The organism is Streptomyces sp. NBC_01465 (genome assembly GCF_036227325.1).
In the GTDB taxonomy this organism is placed as follows: Bacteria; Actinomycetota; Actinomycetes; order Streptomycetales; family Streptomycetaceae; genus Streptomyces.
In genome coordinates this window covers 4842541-4860985 of sequence record NZ_CP109467.1, presented here as the reverse complement: position 1 = coordinate 4860985, position 18445 = coordinate 4842541, and the positions used below count along the sequence as shown (strand labels likewise).

Annotated in this window: 14 protein-coding genes; 5 read left to right on the top strand and 9 right to left on the bottom strand. The window is 71.0% G+C overall.

Going from position 1 to position 18445, the window contains the following annotated elements; genetic code table 11:
- Positions 1-34: 34 nt before the first annotated feature.
- Positions 35-2629, bottom strand: a complete 2595-nt coding sequence (locus tag OG707_RS23010) for a bifunctional FO biosynthesis protein CofGH (RefSeq protein ID WP_329121245.1) — start codon at positions 2627-2629, stop codon at positions 35-37.
- A complete protein-coding gene (locus OG707_RS23005; protein ID WP_329121243.1) occupies positions 2626-3468 on the bottom strand; it encodes an LLM class F420-dependent oxidoreductase in 843 nt (280 codons plus the stop codon). The genes OG707_RS23010 and OG707_RS23005 overlap by 4 nt, the downstream gene beginning before the upstream one ends.
- Before the next feature lie 103 nt (positions 3469-3571).
- Here OG707_RS23005 and OG707_RS23000 point away from each other — a divergent pair, with 103 nt between their 5' ends.
- The 3 genes from OG707_RS23000 (at position 3572) to OG707_RS22990 (ending at position 5655) form a co-directional block, all read left to right on the top strand.
- Positions 3572-3739: a hypothetical protein gene (locus OG707_RS23000; protein WP_329121241.1), complete on the top strand. Its 168-nt coding sequence runs from the start codon at positions 3572-3574 to the stop codon at positions 3737-3739.
- Between the two features lie 29 nt (positions 3740-3768).
- Complete coding sequence (locus tag OG707_RS22995) at positions 3769-4086, top strand: hypothetical protein (RefSeq protein ID WP_329121239.1); 318 nt, start codon at positions 3769-3771, stop codon at positions 4084-4086.
- A 72-nt stretch (positions 4087-4158) separates the two neighbouring features.
- Positions 4159-5655, top strand: coding sequence for a CehA/McbA family metallohydrolase (locus OG707_RS22990; RefSeq protein ID WP_329121236.1), 1497 nt, complete (start codon positions 4159-4161; stop codon positions 5653-5655).
- Positions 5656-5701: 46 nt separating this feature from the next.
- Here the strand turns inward: OG707_RS22990 and OG707_RS22985 are convergent, their stop codons facing one another.
- The 6 genes from OG707_RS22985 to OG707_RS22960 form a co-directional block, all read right to left on the bottom strand.
- On the bottom strand, positions 5702-7159 hold the full coding sequence (locus tag OG707_RS22985) for an aldehyde dehydrogenase family protein (protein WP_329121234.1): 1458 nt from the start codon (positions 7157-7159) through the stop codon (positions 5702-5704).
- Positions 7156-8895 (bottom strand): N-acyl-D-amino-acid deacylase family protein, encoded by a 1740-nt coding sequence (locus tag OG707_RS22980; RefSeq protein WP_329121232.1) that lies wholly within the window; start codon positions 8893-8895, stop codon positions 7156-7158. Before OG707_RS22980 ends, OG707_RS22985 begins: the two co-directional genes overlap by 4 nt.
- A gap of 219 nt (positions 8896-9114) precedes the next feature.
- A complete protein-coding gene (locus tag OG707_RS22975) occupies positions 9115-10248 on the bottom strand; it encodes an LLM class flavin-dependent oxidoreductase (RefSeq protein WP_329121230.1) in 1134 nt (377 codons plus the stop codon).
- Between the two features lie 117 nt (positions 10249-10365).
- Positions 10366-11151, bottom strand: a complete 786-nt coding sequence (locus tag OG707_RS22970) for an SDR family NAD(P)-dependent oxidoreductase (RefSeq protein WP_329121228.1) — start codon at positions 11149-11151, stop codon at positions 10366-10368.
- A gap of 20 nt (positions 11152-11171) precedes the next feature.
- The gene (locus tag OG707_RS22965) at positions 11172-12116 is read right to left on the bottom strand and encodes an LLM class F420-dependent oxidoreductase (protein WP_329121225.1); all 945 of its coding nucleotides are present in this window, start codon (positions 12114-12116) and stop codon (positions 11172-11174) included.
- 117 nt (positions 12117-12233) lie between these two features.
- Entirely contained in the window at positions 12234-13319 is a 1086-nt protein-coding gene (locus OG707_RS22960) for a DUF5937 family protein (protein WP_329121222.1), read from the bottom strand.
- Between the two features lie 99 nt (positions 13320-13418).
- On the opposite strand from OG707_RS22960, the gene OG707_RS22955 reads away from it, so the two are divergent.
- Entirely contained in the window at positions 13419-14696 is a 1278-nt protein-coding gene (locus OG707_RS22955; protein ID WP_329121220.1) for an MFS transporter, read from the top strand.
- Here OG707_RS22955 and OG707_RS22950 read toward each other — a convergent pair.
- Entirely contained in the window at positions 14608-15747 is a 1140-nt protein-coding gene (locus OG707_RS22950) for a pentapeptide repeat-containing protein (protein WP_329121218.1), read from the bottom strand. The two genes, OG707_RS22955 and OG707_RS22950, sit on opposite strands and share 89 nt — an antisense overlap.
- A 163-nt stretch (positions 15748-15910) precedes the next feature.
- On the opposite strand from OG707_RS22950, the gene OG707_RS22945 reads away from it, so the two are divergent.
- Positions 15911-18445, top strand: coding sequence for an Ig-like domain-containing protein (locus OG707_RS22945; RefSeq protein ID WP_329121217.1), 2535 nt, complete (start codon positions 15911-15913; stop codon positions 18443-18445).

Sequence of the window (18445 nt, the reverse complement as noted above, 5' to 3'; positions counted from 1 at the left end):
CCCCGTCGAACACCTGCCTCCAGTCTGCCAGCCCCTACTCCCCCAGCAGGGGCAGAAGTTCGGGCAGGTGTCCGTCCGACGCGGTGGCCGCGCGGACCCGCTCCTCGGGGACCTCGCCGTAGAGCGTCGTGCGCGGGCGGGACGGGCGGCCAGCGAGCTCCGCGATGGCCTTCAGGTCCTGGATGGAGCGGTACGAGCCGTAACTGGAGCCCGCCATACGGGAGATGGTCTCCTCCATGAGCGTGCCGCCCAGGTCGTTGGCGCCCGAGCGCAGCATCTCGGCCGCGCCCTCCGTGCCGAGCTTCACCCAGCTGGTCTGGATGTTGGTGATGTGGGGGTGGAGGAGGAGGCGAGCCATGGCGACGACCGCGCGGTTGTCGCGGTCCGTGGGGCCGGGGCGGGCGATGCCGGCCAGGTAGACGGGCGCGTTGGTGTGGATGAAGGGCAGGGTCACGAACTCCGTGAAGCCTCCCGTCTCCTGCTGGATCCGGGAGAGGGTGCGGAAGTGGCCGAGCCAGTGGCGGGGCTGGTCCACGTGGCCGTACATCATCGTCGACGACGAGCGGATGCCCAGCTCGTGCGCCGCCTTCACGACATTGATCCAGTCGGCGGTGGGCAGCTTGCCCTTGGTGAGGATCCAGCGGACCTCGTCGTCGAGGATCTCCGCCGCCGTGCCGGGGATCGAGCCCAGTCCCGCCGCCTTGGCCTCGGTCAGCCACTCGCGGATCGACATGCCGGTGCGGGTCGCGCCGTTGACGACCTCCATCGGCGAGAACGCGTGGACGTGCATGCCGGGGACGCGCTCCCGGACGGCGCGCGCGATGTCGAAGTACGCGGTGCCGGGGAGGTCCGGGTGGATGCCGCCCTGCATGCAGACCTCGACCGCGCCGACGTCCCAGGCCTGTTCGGCGCGGTCGGCGACCTGGGAGAGGGAGAGGGTGTAGGCGTCGGCGTCCGTACGGCGCTGGGCGAAGGCGCAGAAGCGGCAGCCGGTGTAGCAGACGTTGGTGAAGTTGATGTTGCGGGTGACGATGTAGGTGACGTCGTCGCCGACCACGTCACGCCTCAACTGGTCGGCGATACGGCAGAGTTCGTCGAGGGCGGGGCCGTCCGCGTGGAGCAGCGCGAGGGCCTGGGCGTCCGTGAGTTTCGTCGGGTCGGACGCCGCCTGCGACAGCGCCTCCTTCACGTCCGCGTCGATACGGGACGGCACCATGCCCGGGGCCGCCTGCTCGCGCAGGGCCTCCCAGTCGCCGTACACCTCGTCGAAGTCCTCGCGGCGGTCGGAGGTGCGGCCCGTGGTGTCGATGGTCTGGTGCAGGTCGGTGCGGCCGCTGCTGGTGAAGCCCTCGTCCGGTTCCTGCCAGGGCAGGCCGCTCACCTCGGCCGACTCGTTCGCCAGTCCCGTCGCCGCGTCCGCCAGCGCGCGCACGTGCGGGAGCAGGCGCGGGTCCAGCCACGGCTCGCCCCGCTGCACGAACTCCGGGTAGATGCACAGGCGTTCACGGAGGGAGAAGCCCGCCGTGCCCGACTTCTCGGCGAGCTCGTCGATCTGCGGCCAGGGGCGTTCGGGGTTGACGTGGTCGATCGTCAGCGGCGAGACCCCGCCCCAGTCGTCGATGCCCGCGCCGATCAGGCGCCCGTACTCTCCCGCGACCAGGTTCGGCGGGGCCTGCAGACAGGCGGACGGGCCCATGATGTGGCGGGCGACGGCGACCGTGGCGAGGAGGTCGTCGAGTTCCGCGTCGGGCATGCCGCGCATCGCCGTGTCCGGCTTGGCGCGGAAGTTCTGGATGATCAGTTCCTGGATGCCGTGGTACGAGCGCGAGACGCGGCGCAGCGCGAAGAGGGAGTCCGCCCGCTCCTCGTACGTCTCGCCGATCCCGATCAGCAGCCCGCTCGTGAAGGGGACGGACGAGCGGCCCGCGTCCTCCAACACCCGCAGCCGCACCGCCGGTTCCTTGTCCGGGGAGCCGTAGTGCGGGCCGCCCGGCTCGGACCAGAGCCGGGTCGCGGTCGTCTCCAGCATCATCCCCATCGACGGGGCGACGGGCTTGAGCCGCTGGAAGTCCGTCCACGAGAGCACGCCCGGGTTGAGGTGCGGCAGCAGCCCCGTCTCCTCCAGGATGCGGATCGACATGGCCCGCACGTAGGCGATCGTGTCGTCGTACCCCTCCGCCTCCAGCCACTCGCGCGCCTCGGGCCACCGGTCCTCGGGCTTGTCGCCGAGGGTGATCAGGGCCTCCTTGCAGCCGAGTTCGGCCCCGCGCCGGGCGATGTCGAGGACCTCGTCCGGCGACATGAACATCCCATGGCCGGCCTTGCGCAGCTTGCCGGGGACGGTGACGAAGGTGCAGTAGTGGCACTTGTCGCGGCAGAGTCGGGTGAGCGGGATGAAGACGCTCTTGGAGTACGTGATGACTCCCGGGCGCCCCGCCGCCTCGAGCCCGGCGTCGCGCACCCGCGCGGCCGATGCGGTCAGGTCGTCCAGGTCCGCGCCCCGCGCCTGGAGCAGCACGGCGGCCTCGGTGACATCGAGGGCCACACCGTCCCGGGCACGCCTGAGCGCGCGCCGCATGGCGTTGGCCGTAGGGCCTGTCGGTCCGTCTACCTGCGTACTGGTCGTCATTTGTCGAGCATACGAGCGAAGCCGTCGAGGGTCTTCAGCACCTCGTCCTCGTCTGCGGGCGGCAGCTGCAGCACCACTTCCTCGATGCCGAGCGAGGCGTAGTGCTCGAGTTTGCCGGGGCTGGGCAGGACGCCGAAGGGGACGACCTGGAGGGCGGCGGGGTCGCGGCCCGCGTCCTCCCAGACCTGGCGCAGGACGGGGAGGTTCTCGGTGAGGCCGCGGCCGCCGATGGGCATCCAGCCGTCGGCGTACTCGGCGATGTGCGCGAAGAGCTTGGGTCCCGCCGCGCCGCCGATGAGGGTGCGGGGGCCGCCCGGCCGGAAGGGCTTCGGGAAGGCGAGGCTGGCGCGGACCGAGGCGAACTCCCCCTTGTACGCGGTCGGTTCGGGCGCCCAGAGCGCCCGCATCAGCCCCAGCCGGTCCCGGCCGAGCTCGCGCCTCGTACGCCATTCGACTCCGTGGTCCGCGGCCTCCTCGACGTTCCAGCCGAAGCCGAGGCCGAGGGTGAAGCGGCCGCCGGAGAGATGGTCGAGGGTGGCGATCTGCTTGGCGAGGGCGATCGGGTCGTGCTGGGTGAGCAGGGTGATGCCGGTGCCGAGGGTCAGGTGCTCGGTGACCGCGGCGGCCTGGGCGAGGGCGACGAAGGGGTCGAGGGTGCGGGCGAGCTCCGGGTGGATCGTTCCGTCCGGGGTGCCGGGGTAGGGCGTGGTGCGTTCGACGGGTATGTGGGTGTGTTCGGGGAGGTAGAGCCCGTCGAAGCCGCGCTCTTCGAGGGCGCGGGCGAGACGTACGGGCGTGACGATCTGGTCGGTGAGGAAAATCGTGGTCCCGATGCGCATGTCCCGTGCCCCTCTGGTGGGTGTCTGGTGGCGGGCAGAGGGTACGCCGTAGGTTGCCAAATGCCGAGAGACATCAAGCGCACCATCAACGGGAGACCCCTGCATGCACACCCTGCTGAACGCGGCCGTCGTGACCAGAACGCGCCACCACTACCATTCGCACACCTCCGGCAGCGGATCGGGCGGGATGGCCGGCTGGGAGATCTTCCTGCTGATCGCGGTGATCGTGGCTGTCGTCATCTACTTCGTGGTCAAGAAGTCCAACTCGTAGTCCGCACCACACAACGGGAGGAAATCAGCATGTACACCCGCAAGGCCATAACGACGCTCGTCCTCACAGGGAGCCTCGTGCTCGGCGCGCCCGCCGCGTCGTACGCCGTGGCGCGCACCGGTGTGACGCAGTCGGCCCAGGTCAAGGCCCCTTCGCAGCAGCAGACGCTGCACCGGTCCGCCGTCACCACCGCGACCGCGTCCGAGGCGGTCTCCAAGCTGAAGCTCAAGAAGAAAAAGAAGAAGAAGAGCAGCTCGGGCATCGGCTGGATCGTGATCCTGCTGATCGTCGTGATCATCGCCGCGGTGATCGTCTACGCCATCAGCCGGTCCCGTAGGCGGGATTGATGCACACAGGCATCTCCTGACGACTCCCTTCCCTTTACGCCCGGTTCACGGCTCACTAGAACGATGCGACCCATGACTGGAGCGAGCGGATCGATCGGACGACGCGGACTGCTGGTGACGGGTGCGGCCTCTGCGCTTACGTTGGGAAGCGTGAGCTTCGCGAGCGCGGCCGGCACCACGGACGGCGAGGAGACCAGAACCGTGCGGGGAACGCTCCCGCCCGGTTCGCCCGATTTCGTCTATCTGCCGGTGGAGGTTCCCCACGGGGTGCGGGAGCTGGCGGTCTCGTACACGTACGAGAAGGCGGTGGTCCCGGCCGGGACCCAGAACAACGCGCTCGACATCGGGATCTTCGACGAGCGCGGTACGGAACTGGGCGGCCGGGGCTTCAGGGGGTGGTCGGGCGGCGCGCGCACGGAGTTCTTCCTCCGTGGCGACGAGGCGACCCCCGGTTATCTCGCGGGCCCGGTGCGCGCCGGGACGTGGCACATCGCGCTGGGCCCGTACACGACCGCCCCCGAGGGGCTGCCGTACGCGGTCACCATCACGCTGCGGTACGGACCGACTCCCGCGACGCCCGCCCCCGTGTATCCGCCGGAGCGGGCGAAGGGGCGCGGCCGGGCCTGGTACCGGGGCGACTGCCACATCCACTCCGTGCACTCCGACGGCAAGCGGACGCCCGCGCAGATCGCGGCGCTGGCCCGGGCGGCGGGGCTCGATTTCATCAACACCAGTGACCACAACACGAGTTCGGCGCACAGCGCGTGGTCCGGGCTGTGGGGCGATGACCTGCTGATCCTCACCGGCGAGGAGATCACCACGCGCAACGGCCACGTCGTCGCGCTCGGCACCGACGCGGGGACGTTCGTCGACTGGCGCTACCGGGCGCGCGACAACCGCTTCGGGCACTTCGCGCGCGAGGTCCGGCGGGCGGGCGGCCTGGTGGTGCCCGCGCACCCGCACGCCACCTGCATCGGCTGCAACTGGAAGTTCGGTTTCGGCGAGGCGGACGCGGTGGAGGTCTGGAACGGCCCGTACACCGTCGACGACGAGGTCTCGCTCGCCGACTGGGACAACACCCTTGTGTCCGGCCGGGGTTGGACCCCTGCGATGGGCAACAGCGACGCCCACAAGGACCCCGACCCGATCGGCACACCGCAGACGGTGGTGCTGGCGGACGACCTCTCCCGGGAGGCGATCCAGGAGGGGATCCGCGCCGGGCGCTCGTACATCGCGGAGTCGGCGAAGGTGTCGCTGACGTTCGGGGCGGCGGGCGGGCGCGGGCTGCACGCGGGGATCGGCGAGCGGCTCGCGGTGGACAAGGACGCGCCGGTGACCGTACGACTTGAGGTGACCGGGGCGCCGGGCTGCACGCTGCACTTCGTGACGGACCAGGGGACGCTGTTCACGTCGGCGCCGCTGGGTGCGGACGGGGCCGGGACGGCGGAGTGGTCGACGACGGCCGCGTACGCGGCGTACGTACGGGCGGAGGTCAGGCACGCACCGGTGGTGCCGGGGCTGCCGGGGCCCTTCGCCGCGCTGACGAACCCCGTGTTCCTGGGGCGCTGAGGGAGCCGAAGGGGGCCGGTGTCCCGCACCGGCCCCCGCGCTCACGTCACCCCGGCCAGACGATCGACTGCATCTCGCTGTACGCGTGCAGCGCGTACGACCCCACGTCGCGCCCCACCCCGCTCTGCTTGAACCCGCCGAACGGTGCCTCCATGTTCCGCCCGATCGTGTTCACGCCGACCCCGCCCGCGCGCAGCCGCCGCGCGACCCTGAACGCCTTCGCGACGTCCCCCGACCACACGTAGTCGAGGAGCCCGTAGTCGCTGTCGTTGGCGAGCGCGATGCCTTCCTCCTCGTCGTCGAAGGGGACGACCACGACGACGGGACCGAAGATCTCCTCCCGTACGACCCGCATGTCGTTGGTGCAGTCGGCGAGCAGTGTCGGCGCCACGTAGAACCCCCGCTCGAAGTCGGGCCGTTCACCCCCGGCGACGACGGTCGCGCCCTCCTTCTTGCCCAGCTCCACGTACGACTCGACGCGGTCGCGGTGGGCTGCGGAGATGACGGGCCCGACGATGGTGCCCTTCTCCCCCGGGTCCCCCACCTTCATGAACCCGATGTACCCCTTCAGCTTCTCGACGAGCTGGTCGTAGATCCCGCGCTGGGCGATCACCCGGGTGGGAGCGGTGCAGATCTGCCCGCTGTAGAAGGCGTACGTCGTCCCGATCCCGGCCACCGCCGAGTCCAGATCCGCGTCGTCGAAGACGACGGCCGCACCCTTCCCGCCGAGCTCCATCAGCTGCCGCTTCATGGAGCGCCCGCAGACCTCGCCGATGCGCTGCCCGACGCCCGTACTGCCGGTGAAGCTGACCATGTCGACGTCCGGCGAGTCGACGGCCGCCTCCCCCACGGCGGGCGCGGACCCGGTCACGACATTCACGACACCCCGCGGCACCCCCGCCTCCTCCAGCGCCTCCGCCATGCGGAAGACGGAGAGCGGGTCCTGCGGGGCGGGCTTCACGACGACGGTGTTGCCCATCGCGAGCGCGGGCGCGACCTTCCCCGCCGGGTTGGCCCACGGGTTGTTGTACGAGGTGATGCACGTGACGACGCCCACCGGCTGCCGTACGGTCAGCGCCCCGAAGACCCCGGCCTTCCCCATCGGCCCGGCCTCGTTGATCTGCGGCGGGAGCGCGGCCTCGACCGGCTCCAGGGCGCCGCGCGCGTACCGCTTGAAGCGCGCGACCCCGACCGCGACCTGCATGCCGCGCGCGGTCCCTGCGGTCGCGCCGCTCTCCGCCTGAGCGAGTTCCGCGTACGGGACGAAGTTGGCCTGCATGATGCCCGCGGCCCGGTCCAGGATCGCCGCCCGCTCCTCGGGCCGCGTACGGGACCAGGTGCCGAAGGCGTCCTGCGCCGCTGCGGCGGCCGCGTACACCTGGTCGCGGCTGGCCTCGGGGGCGTACCCAACGGTCTCCTCGGACGCCGGATTGATCACTTCGTAGTGACCGCCGTCGGGCTCGACCCACTCCCCGCCGATGAACAGCCGTTGTTCTGCGCTCACTTGGTGGACACCGTCCTTGTGTCTTGGCCCGATCGCAGGACCTTCCCCGGGATCGCCCCGGTGATCTCGTCGTCGCGGATGGTCTCCACGCCGTTGATCCGTACGGACACGATCCCGACCGCCCGCGAGTCCAGCCGGGGCGAGTCGCCGGGCAGGTCGTGGACCAGGGTGGCGGGGCCCGCGTCGATGCGCTCGGGGTCGAAGAGGACGAGGTCCGCGTGGAACCCCTCCTCCACCCGGCCGCGCTCGCGCAGCCCGAAGAGCTGCGCCGGGTCGTCGGTCAGCATCTTCACGGCCGCTTCCAGACCGACCAGCTTGCGGCCGCGCAGACAGTCGCCGATGAAGCGCGTCGTGTACGGCGCCCCGCACATCCGGTCCAGGTGCGCGCCCGCGTCGGAACCACCCAGCATGACGTCCTCGTGCTGCCAGGTCTGCTGGCGCAGGGCCCAGGAGTCGGGGTCGTTGTCGGTCGGCATCGGCCAGAGCACCGTGCGGAGTTCGTCGTTGGAGCAGATCTCGACGAGGGTCTGGAAGGAGTCCTGGCCGCGCTCGGCGGCGATGTCCTTCACTACGCGACCGCTCAGCCCGGCGTTCGCCTCGGAGTACGTGTCCCCGATGACGTACCGACCGAAGTTGGCGAGCCGCCGGAAGACTCCCGCTTCCTTGGAGTCGGCGCGCCGCAGCATCTCGGCGCGGACGTCGGGGTCGCTCAGCTTCACGATGCGCTCGGGGACGGGCAGCCCGAGGATGTCGCCCCAGCCGGGTATCAGATTCAGCGCGCAGAAGGTGCCGAGCGACATGTTCATCGGGGTCAGGATCGGCATGGTCAGCGCGACGATCCGGCCGCCCGACTTGCGGGCCCGCTCGCTCGCTTCGAGCTGGCGAGGTACGCGTTCGGGGACGGAGGCGTCGATGGTGAGGACGTTCCAGTTGAGGGGCCGCCCGGCGGCCGCGCTCATCTCCACGAAGAGATCGATCTCCTCGTCGGCGAACTGGTCGAGGCATCCGGCGACGATCGCCTCGATCTGCGTTCCCTCGTGCTCGCCGATGGCCTTCGAGAGCGCGAGCAGCTCGGCGGGCTTGGCGTGGCGCGAGGCGACGGGCTGCCCGTCGCCGTCGGAGTGGGTGGAGGACTGGGTGGTGGAGAGCCCCCAGGCGCCGGCCTCCATGGCGTCGTGGAAGAGCCGGAGCATGGCGTCGAGCTGCTCCTCGGTGGGCTGCCCGCCCACGGCGTCGGCTCCCATGACGTGCCGCCGCAGCGCACAATGCCCCACCATGAAACCGGCGTTGACGGCGATGCGCCCTTCGAGGGCGTCGAGATACTCGCCGAAGGTGGACCAGTTCCAGGGCGCCCCTTCCTCCAGGGCGACCAGCGACATCCCCTCGACCCTGGACAGCATCCGGCGCGTGTAGTCGGCGTCGTCGGGGTGGTCCGGGTTGAGCGGGGCGAGCGTGAAGCCGCAGTTGCCGCCGGCGACCGTGGTCACGCCGTGGTTCATGGAGGGGGTGGCGTACGGGTCCCAGAAGAGCTGGGCGTCGTAGTGCGTGTGCGGGTCGACGAATCCGGGGGTCAGGATCAGCCCCGTCGCGTCCTCGTCGGTCGTCGCCTCCTCGGTGACGGTGCCGGGCTCGGCGATGACGGCGATGCGGCCGTCGCGGATGCCGATGTCGGCTGCGTACGAGGGTGCGCCGGTCCCGTCCACGACGGTCGCGTTGCGGATGAGGTGGTCGAGCATGGGGTCAATCCCCTTTCGTGCGGGGCACATTCACTGACATTGGCGTCGCGATGGAGGTTCGGGTCGCGGCGGTGGACCGCTTGTCCGGCCGGGGGTCCGGGGGTTGTCCCCCGGGAAAACACAGCATGGGTCCGGCCGGGGTGCACGGGGCAGGCCGCTGCCACACGCACACCCCGGCCGGAACCGGACGACGGCATCCGGGAAGAACCGTCATCCGCTCTATTTGTGGTCGCCCGCTGCCTGCCGGAAGCGCGTCGTGCGGTGCACCGGGTCGGAGTCGATCTTCGGGATGACGTGTTCGCCGACGAGTTTGATGGTCTGCAGTACGTCGTCGGACTTCACCCCGATCGGTATGCCGAAGCTGAGCTGGTCGGCGCCGGCCTGCTCCCAGCGCTTGCACTGCTGCAGCACCTCGTCGGGGTCGCCGCAGATCAACAGCTCTTCCTGGATGAGGAGTTCGACGATCTCCTCGTTGAAGTCGGGGAGCATCTCGGGCCAGACCGGCATGCCCTCGGGCTTGGGGAAGGTGTCGTGGTAGTAGAAGAGCAGCGACTGGAGGCGGTTGAGCCCGGCGCCCATGGCGATCCGGACGGCCTCGTCGTGGGTCGGGGCACAGATGGCGGTGGACGTCACCATGACGTTGTCGTTGATGAAGTCGCCGACCGGCTCGGCCTCCTGGATGGCGGTCTTGTACTGCTCCAGGACCCACTCCATGTCGGAGACCTTCTGGACGCTGAAGCCCAGCACCCCGAGGCCCTTCCTGGCGGCCATCGCGTACGAGGCCGGGGAGCCGGCGGCGTACCACATGCCCGGGTGGGACTTCCCGTACGGCTTGGGGAAGACCTTGCGGGGAGGCAGCGACCAGTGCTTGCCCTGGAACCCCTGGTACTCCTCCTGGAGCCACATCTTGGGGAACTCGGCGATGGTCTCTTCCCAGATCTCCTTGGTGTGGTTCATGTCGGTGATGCCCGGCATGAACCCGAGGATCTCGTGGCTCCCGGCCCCGCGCCCGCTCCCGAACTCGAAGCGGCCTTCCGAGAGGTGGTCGAGCATGGCCACCTTCTCGGCGACCTTCACGGGGTGGTTGACGGGGGCGAGGGGGTTGAAGATGCCGGAGCCGAGGTGGATGCGGTCGGTGGCGTGGGCGAGGTATCCGAGGAAGACGTCGTTGGCGGAGAGGTGCGAGTACTGCTCCAGGAAGTGGTGCTCGGAGGCCCAGGCGTACTTGAACCCCACTTTGTCGGCCTGGATGACGTACCCGGCCTCCTCCATCAGCGCGTGGTGCTCCGCCTCGGGGTCGACGGCGCGCCGGTCGTCCGGCACGTATCCCTGCACAAAGATCCCGAATTCCAAGGAGGTTCACCGTCCTCATAGTTTCTGACAGTGCGTCAGATATCTGATGACTCCGACTCTGGCACCGGGGTCGGGGACCGTCAATACCTGACGGCCCATCAGATACGGTCTGCGGATTCAGAAGAGACTGACGCCCGCGAGCCATCCCCCGTCGATGACGAAGGGCTGTCCGGTGATGTAGGAGGAGTCATCGCTGGACAGGAAAAGGGCCAGCTTGGCGACCTCTTCGGGCTTGCCCACGCGCTCCAGCGGGACGAGCTTCCTGTAGAGATCGTTGAGGGCGGCGGACATCTCGGCGGGGTCGGCGTTGGGGTCGAGCTGGGCGGGGTTGCTCATGGGGGTGTCGATGGCGCCGGGGCACATGGCGTTGACCCGTATCTTCTTGCGCGCGAGCTCCATTGCGGCGACGCGGGTGAGGCCGAGGATGGCGGCCTTGGTGGCGGCGTACGCACCGACGACCGCCATGCCGGTGAGGGCGGTGTACGAGGAGGTGTTGACGATGGTGCCGCCGCCGGCTTCCGCGATGGCGGGAGAGGTGTGCTTGATGCCGAGGAAGGCGCCGACCTGATTGACCTGGACGACGGTCTGGAACTCCTCCAGGGGTGTGTCGACAAGCTCGTTGAACCGAAGAATCCCCGCATTGTTGACGAGGCCGTCGATCTTCCCGAAGGCGCCGAGCCCGGCCTCGACGGCGGCGGTCCAGTCGCTCTCCTGGCTCACGTCGAGGTGCACGTACTTGGCGACACCTTCCCCCAACTCCTTTGCAAGAGCCTCGCCTTGGTCATCAAGAACATCCCCGAGCAGCACCTTGGCGCCCTCGGCGACGAAGAGCCGCGCTTCCTGCTCGCCCTGCCCGCGTGCGGCGCCGGTGATGACGATGACGCGTCCGTCAAGCTTGCCCATGTCCGGATGGTCCCTTCGGTTCAGTTGAGGTGGGGTGCGACATCGGCGGCGAACGCCGCCATCTGGTCGGTGAGTTCACTGCGGCTCCGCGACCGGAACCGGACCTGGATCTGGTGGACGCCCATCTCTCCGTACGCACGGAGGGAGGCGGCGAGGGCGTCGGGCTTGCCGGTGAGGGTGCGGCGCCCGGTGGCCCAGTCGGGCTCGCCGACGTAGAGGGGTTCGGTGATGGCGCCGACGACGATGGGCTCCGACACGCCGGCGGCCTCGCGCAGCTCCTTCAACTTGGCGATCTTGGCGGGCAGTTCATCGCGAGGATCCCCCTGCGGCAACCACCCGTCCCCGCGCTCGGCGGCGCGCCGGACGGCGGCGGGCGAGGACCCGCCGACCCAGATGGGAACGCGCTCCTGGGCGGGCCGGGGCATCTGCCCGAGCCCGCTGAACTGGAAGAGCTCCCCGTGGTGCTCGGGGTACTCCTCGGGCCCGAGGGCGGCCTTGAGCGCGTCGATGGTCTCGTTGAGAACGGCCCCGCGCCGAACGAAGTCGGCCCCGACGGCGTCGAACTCCTCCTGCACGTGCCCAGCCCCGACGCCGAGGATGAGCCGCCCCCCGGAGAGGTGGTCGAGGGTCGCGTACTGCTTGGCGGTGATGAGCGGATGCCGGAGCCCGACGACGGCGACATGGCTCATGAGCTTGACGCGGGTGGTGACCCCTGCGAGGAAGGAGAGGGTGGCGACGGGGTCGTACCAGATGGTCGACATGCCGTCGGCGAGCCGCCGGGGTATGGCGACGTGGTCGCACCCGGCGATGTAGTCGAACCCGGACCGGTCGGCGGTACGGGCGATCTCGGCGAGGTCGTCGGGGGTGGCCGAGGCCTCCCAGGACTCGGCGTAGATGGCGCTCTGGGACTGGATGGGGAGCTGCATCCCGTACGCGAGTCGCCCTTCGGGCAGAACGTGGACCATGCGGACCCCCAGCGGTCGGTCGCGATCTGACGGATCGTCATTTGGCTGCCGCCCATCGTGGTTGCTGACGGTCCATCAGACAAGAGGCGGGTGGGGGCGGATCGCAGACCTGGCCGCTCAGCGCAGTACGGCCGACAGCAGGTCCGTGCCCAGGGTCGTCATCGCGGGCTGGTCCAGCGTGTACTGGACGTAGCGGCCTCGTCGGCAGGACGTCAGCAGGCCCGCTCGGCGCAGGACCGCCAGGTGGCGGGAGACCTCCGGCGGCGTCAGGCCCCACGCCTGGGCCAGTTCGCCCGTGGTGTGCGGGCCTCGGGCCAGGGTGCGGAGCAGGCGTAGACGCACAGGGTGCGAGAGTGCCTCCAGGCGCAGCGTGACCGTCTCCAGCGGCACCGGGCCTGCCGGGGCCGCCTCCGCCACGGGGTACTGCACCACCGGTTGCCAGCCGCGTGCGTGGACCACCACCAGGTGCGGGCGGCCGAAGACGCTGGGGATGAACGTGACCCCGGTGCCCTGGGCCGTGGTCGCGTTGTCCTGCAGCTTGTCCACCGCGATGCTGTCGCCGTCCGGCGTCAGGGTGACCGCACCGGAGACCGAGGCGAGTGCCGCCGCCGTGCCCTGGTGCTTGCGCAGGTCGTTCTTCAGGCGCAGGTCCGTGGCGAGTTGCACGGCGGCGTCCGTCCAGGCGGCGTCGAAGAACGCCTCGGCGCACTGGGCGAGGGTGTCGCGCACCCGTGCCCGTACGGCGGCCGGATCCGCCAACAGCCTTTCCGCGAAGGCCTCCTGCAGGGGGCCGCGGGCCTGCGCCAGGTCCAGGGCGCGCTCGCGCGCCGTCGCGTCGGCGAGCGGCGAGGGTGCGCCGAAGTGGACCCTGTTGCTGCCGCACGTCGTGACCAGCGCCGACGTCACATACGTTTCGTCGTCGATCCGGTCCACGTCGTCCAGCTCCTCGACGAGCGTGGGCCGCGGACGGGCGGGCACCAGGAAATCGGCCCGTGAGGAGCGCCAGAGGAACTCCGCCTCACGCAGCCGCTCGGCCAGTTCCGGGCGCAGCCCGGCCCACACGTCCCCGGCCCAGCCCGCGAGCCGCGGATGATGCCCGGGCTCCGCCAACACGTGCAGCATCGCAGTCAGTTCGGCCAGCGGGGAGGCAGCGAACCGCAGGCGCTCGGACGGCAGGCCGCTGATGTCGATCCTCAAGGTCATCTCCTCATCATCGCCGTCCCTACGACCGGCGACGGCGTGGGTTGACGATGTCCGTCAACCCACGGGGCCCTACCGGCAGTCGACCGCAGCGTGGACGCCATGGCAACCACCGCAACCACCACCACGATCCGCCCCCGCACCCTCGTCCGAGCCTCCGGCGGCCCCCGCTATGCCGCCGCCCTGGTCGTCGACGCGATCGGCACCGGAATGCTGCGACCCTTCCTGCTCCTCTACGGGGTGACCGTGCTGAAGCTGTCCGCGCCGGCCACCGGCGCCGCCATGACGGCCGGCATCGTCGTGGGCCTCGTGTGCATGCCCGCCGTCGGCCGATGGCTGGACCGGGGCGCCCGCAGCAACGTCGTGGCGGCGGCGATGCTGATACGGGTGCTGGGCGTCGCCCTGCTGCTGGCCACCCCGGCCGGACACATCCGGCTGTTCGCGACGGCGGCGCTCCTCCTCGGTATCGGCGGCCAGGCCTGGCCGGCCGCCCACGCGGCCGTCGTGGCCACGGTCGCCCACGGCCGGGAGCGCGACATCGCGCTCTCGGCGGGCCGCGCCCTGCGCAACGCCGGCATGGGCACGGGCGCGCTCATCGCGACCGCGTGCCTGACGGGCGGCACCACCGCACTGCAGGTGCTGGCGGCCGTCACCGGACTCGCCTACCTGACCGCCGCGACCCTGGCCTGGTCGGTCCACCTGCGCGCGCATCCGGCCGACGCCCCCGCCAAGGAAACGACCAAAGGCCCCGCACCCCGCATGGGTGCCCTCCTGGCCGCCAACGTGATCTACGCCTTCTGCCTCAACGTCCCCGAAATCGCGCTCCCCCTGATCCTGGTGACCCACCTGCACGCCTCCCCGGTGTGGTCCGCCGCCATCTTCGTGGCCAACACGGTCCTGGTGGTCACCCTCCAAGTCCCGGTCACCGTCCTGATGTCCCGCTTCTCCCGTCGCGCCGTGCTCGCGCTGGCAGGCGTGGTCCTCACCGCGTCCTACCTCGGCTTCCTCGCGGCCACCTCACTGGGACACGGCTGGGGCGCCCCCGCCGTCGCCACGGTGTCCGTGATCTGCACCATCGGCGAGATCCTCTACGCGGGCAGCGCCACCGCGCTCGTCACCGCCCTCGCCCCGGACCGTCTCCTGGGCCGCGCCCTCGCCCGCTTCCAGCTCTCGACGGGCTTCGGCCTCGCCGTCTCCCCCGCCGCCATCACCTCGCTCGCGCCCCACGGTGCGGCCGCCCTCTGGGGCAGTCTCGCCGCCGCGACGCTCGTCTCCTCCGCCGCCGTCGGACTCAGGCCGACCGCAGCTGCGGCACCTCCCGTACGATGGCCGCTCCCGGAAGCAGATTGTCCGGTTCCGTACCGGGATCATCGGTCATGACCACCCCCGAAGCCCCGACGTCGAACCCCACGGGCCAGACCGTGCGATCGCTCCCCACCGCCCCCTCCAGCCGCGCCCCCGCCAGCTCCGCGCCGGTGAGGTCCGTCCCCCGGAGATCGGCCAGCCGCAGGTCCGCGCCCCCGAACCGGGTCCCGTGCGCCCGCGCCTTGCGCAGGTTCGCCTCCCGCAGGTCGGCGCCGGTGAAGTCGGCCTCGCCGAGGTCCGTCTTCACCAGACGCGCACCCCGCAGATCGGCCTCGGTGCAGCGGGCCCCGCGCAGGACGGAGTTGCCGAGTTCCGCGTGGCGCAGGTCGGCCGCGATCAGCGAGGCCCCGGTCAGATTGACCTTGTAGATGCTGGCCGCCTCCAGGCAGGCGCCGTCGAAGTTCATGTGGTGCAGCCACAGCCCGTCGCAGTCCGCCCGCCGCAGATCCGTGTAGCTGGCGTTGAGCCACTCCTGGCCGCGCCCCCGCGCCAGTACGCCGAGACCGGTCAGCGCCACCTGCGCATCGGCGGCACGGGTCTCCAGCGGGGGTACGGCGTTGATGGACGTCTCCGCCGGCGGCGAGTCCGGGCCGCCCCGCGGGGGCCACGGCAGATGGGTCCGCAGATACGCCGCCATGATCGAGACCACGGACTCATGGTCGTGGGGCGAGTGCGACGCGATCCGCCACAGCGCGTAGAGCCCGCCGATCCGGACATCCAGCTTGTCGCTGCCGAGCTGGTCGACCGCCCGGCTGAACCGGTCGGTGACCTGCCCCTCCCGCGTGGCCGCCAACCCGTCCTGGCTGACCCGGAGTTGGCGCCAGGTCGCGTACGCGCCGAAGAGCACGACCGCGCCGCCGACCGCCTGCAGCAGCGTCGTCCGTACGTTGTTCACGGCGGAGAGCCGCTCGGCGGCCGTGACCCGGGAACCCGCGAGGTCGTGGTCGACCACCATCCCCGGCAGCACCACGACGACCACGGTCAGCGCAACGACCACGCCCAGCGCGGCCAGCCCCACCCAGAGTCTCCGCACACGTCGGCCGCCCACCAACTCCCCCGGATTCATGGGCACATGATCGCAGCCCGGATCACTGCCGCACGCCTCCCCCCTCGGCGCCGATGCGCGCATTCGGGTTCCATGGCCCGTCCGCCCGGCGAGCCGACCCGCCCGGGAACCGGTCACAAATCAGGATGATGGGACTATTCCGCCACGGGATCCGGACCTCCTCATGCGCCTCCCCGCACTCCTCGCCGCCGGACTCGTCGTCGGCACGGCCGCACTGCTCCCCGCCTCAGCAGCGGTACCGGCCTCCGCGCCGCCCACCGCCACCCCCCGCGCCCTCGCCGCCTGCGCGTCCCCCACGCGCACCCTCACCGGCGGCTCCTCGGACGTGATCACCCTCGCCGCGGACGAGACCCTGCTGCTGACGGGCGGTGCCTACACCGGCGGCGTCACCGACTTCCCGCAGGGCTCCACCCTCTGCGTCTCCGCGAGCGCCTCCTTCTCGCCCCCGTACGCGAACAACGCCGCCGGGACCCTGGCCGTCGAGGGCACCGCGACGCTGCCCTGGCTCACCGTCAGCAGCGGTTTCCAGCTGGTCAACGAGGGCACCACCGCCGCCCAAGGGGTGATCACGGGTGGTACCGCCCGCCTGACCAACACCGCCGACGGGACCCTGGACCTCCCCAACGGGCTCGCCCTCGGCAACCAGAGCGTGCTGGACAACGCGGGCACGGCCACCGTCGGCTCCCTCAACGTCTCCGCCGGCAGCGCCGTCACCAACACCGGAACCCTGGCCGCCGGAGGCAGCGGCACCGCCCTGGACGGTGAGATCGACAACTCCGGGAAGATGACCGTCCAGCAGTACCTCACCGCCTCGGCAGGATCCGTCCTGCACAACACCTGCACCCTCGCGGTCTCGGCGGGCTGGGCGACGGGCGGCACCGCGACCAACGAAGGGCTGATCACCCTCGGCTCCGACTACCTCAACAACACCGGCACGATCACCCAGAGCACGGCCGGACAGATCAGCGGCGTCGACTTCACCAACGCGAGCGCGGCCTCGATCACCGGATTCGGCGACTACCGCTTCACCGACAACACCACCAACTTCGGTACGTTCAACGGCGATTCGGCCAATGACCCGATCGTCTTCCACGACACCACCCAGACCGGCAGCGGCATCTTCGACACCTCGTCCGGCACCGTCACCAACACGGTCAGAGCCCCGGTGGTCATCGACCCCGCCACCACCCCCGCCGGCTGCGGCAATCGGCCCACCGACAAGTCGGCCGACCTGCACGCCTACAAGACGGGGCCCGCCAATGCCGCCACCGGCGACCGGGTGACGTACGTCGTCGTGGTCGCCAACAGGGGCCCCGACGCCGCCGCCGACGTGACGGTCACCGACCAGCTCCCGTCGTCCGGGCTCACCGACCTCAGCGCCTCCGACGGCGGCACCGTCACCGGGACGACCGCCACCTGGCCCCACGCCGAGATCCCCGCCAACTCGGCCGTGACCTACACCGTCACGGGTACGACGACCACCGCGGGGACCCTCCTCGACGTCGTGTCGGCCACGAGCACCACCACCGACCCGGACGCCACCAACAACGACGGCTCCGCGCCGTCCGCGCGGGTCACCACCACGGTCACCGACTCCGTGCCGATGAACAATCCGCCCGTCATCGACGACCAGGCCTTCACGACCGACGTCAACCGCACGGCGTACGGACGGCTCGTCGCCACGGACCCGGACACGGGCCAGACCCTCACCTACTCGCTGCCCGCCGCCCTCACCAAGGGCGCGATGTTCCTGGCGACAGCGAACGGATCCGTGACCCTCACGCCGGACGGCCACTTCGCCTTCACCCCCACCACCGACTTCACCGGCCGGGACACCTTCGCGGTACGGGTCTGCGACAACGGCACCCCGGTCCTGTGCGACCGGGCGCTCGTGACCGTCACCGTGCTGCCCGTCGCCGTGGACGACACGGTCCGGGCGGAGAGCGGCATCCCGGCGACGGGCAATGTGAAGCTCAACGACCGGGGCGACACGGGCCCGCCCGTCGCCACGTCCCAGCCCTCCCACGGCACGCTGACCCAGCTGCCGTCGGGCGACTTCCGCTACGTCTCGGATCCCGGCTTCACGGGGACGGACTCCTTCACGTACCGCATCTGCTCGCCGACCGCGCCCGACGTCTGCTCGGAGGCCACGGTGACGATCACGGTCGTCGAGCGCCGCTGGCCGCCGGTGGTCGGGGACGTGCACCAGGAGACGTACGTGAACGAGCCCGTCTCCGGCCGGGTCCCGGTCAGTGACCGCCAGGGCCTGCCGGTCACCACCCGGCTGGGCAGCCCCCCGGCGCACGGGACGGCGACCGTCACCGCGCAGGGGACGTTCGTCTACCGGCCCGCCCCGGGGTTCACCGGTACGGACACCTTCACCGTGATCGGCAGCGACAACGGCACCCCGCCGCTGTGCGACACCGGCACGGTGACCGTCGTGGTCCGCCCGCGCCCGTCACCGAGCCCCACGCCGACCCCCACCCCCACACCGCATCCGACGCCGCCGTCCCCGTCACCGACCACGCCGACCGTGCCCACGCCGCCCGCGGGCGGCGGCACGGGAACGGGTGCGGGCGGGGGCACGCCGCAACTGCCCGCGACCGGCGCCGGATTCACCGAGCTGCTCGCGGGCACCGCCCTCCTGGCCGCACTCTGCGGGGCCGTGACCCTGACCCTCGCCCGCCGCAGCCGCTGA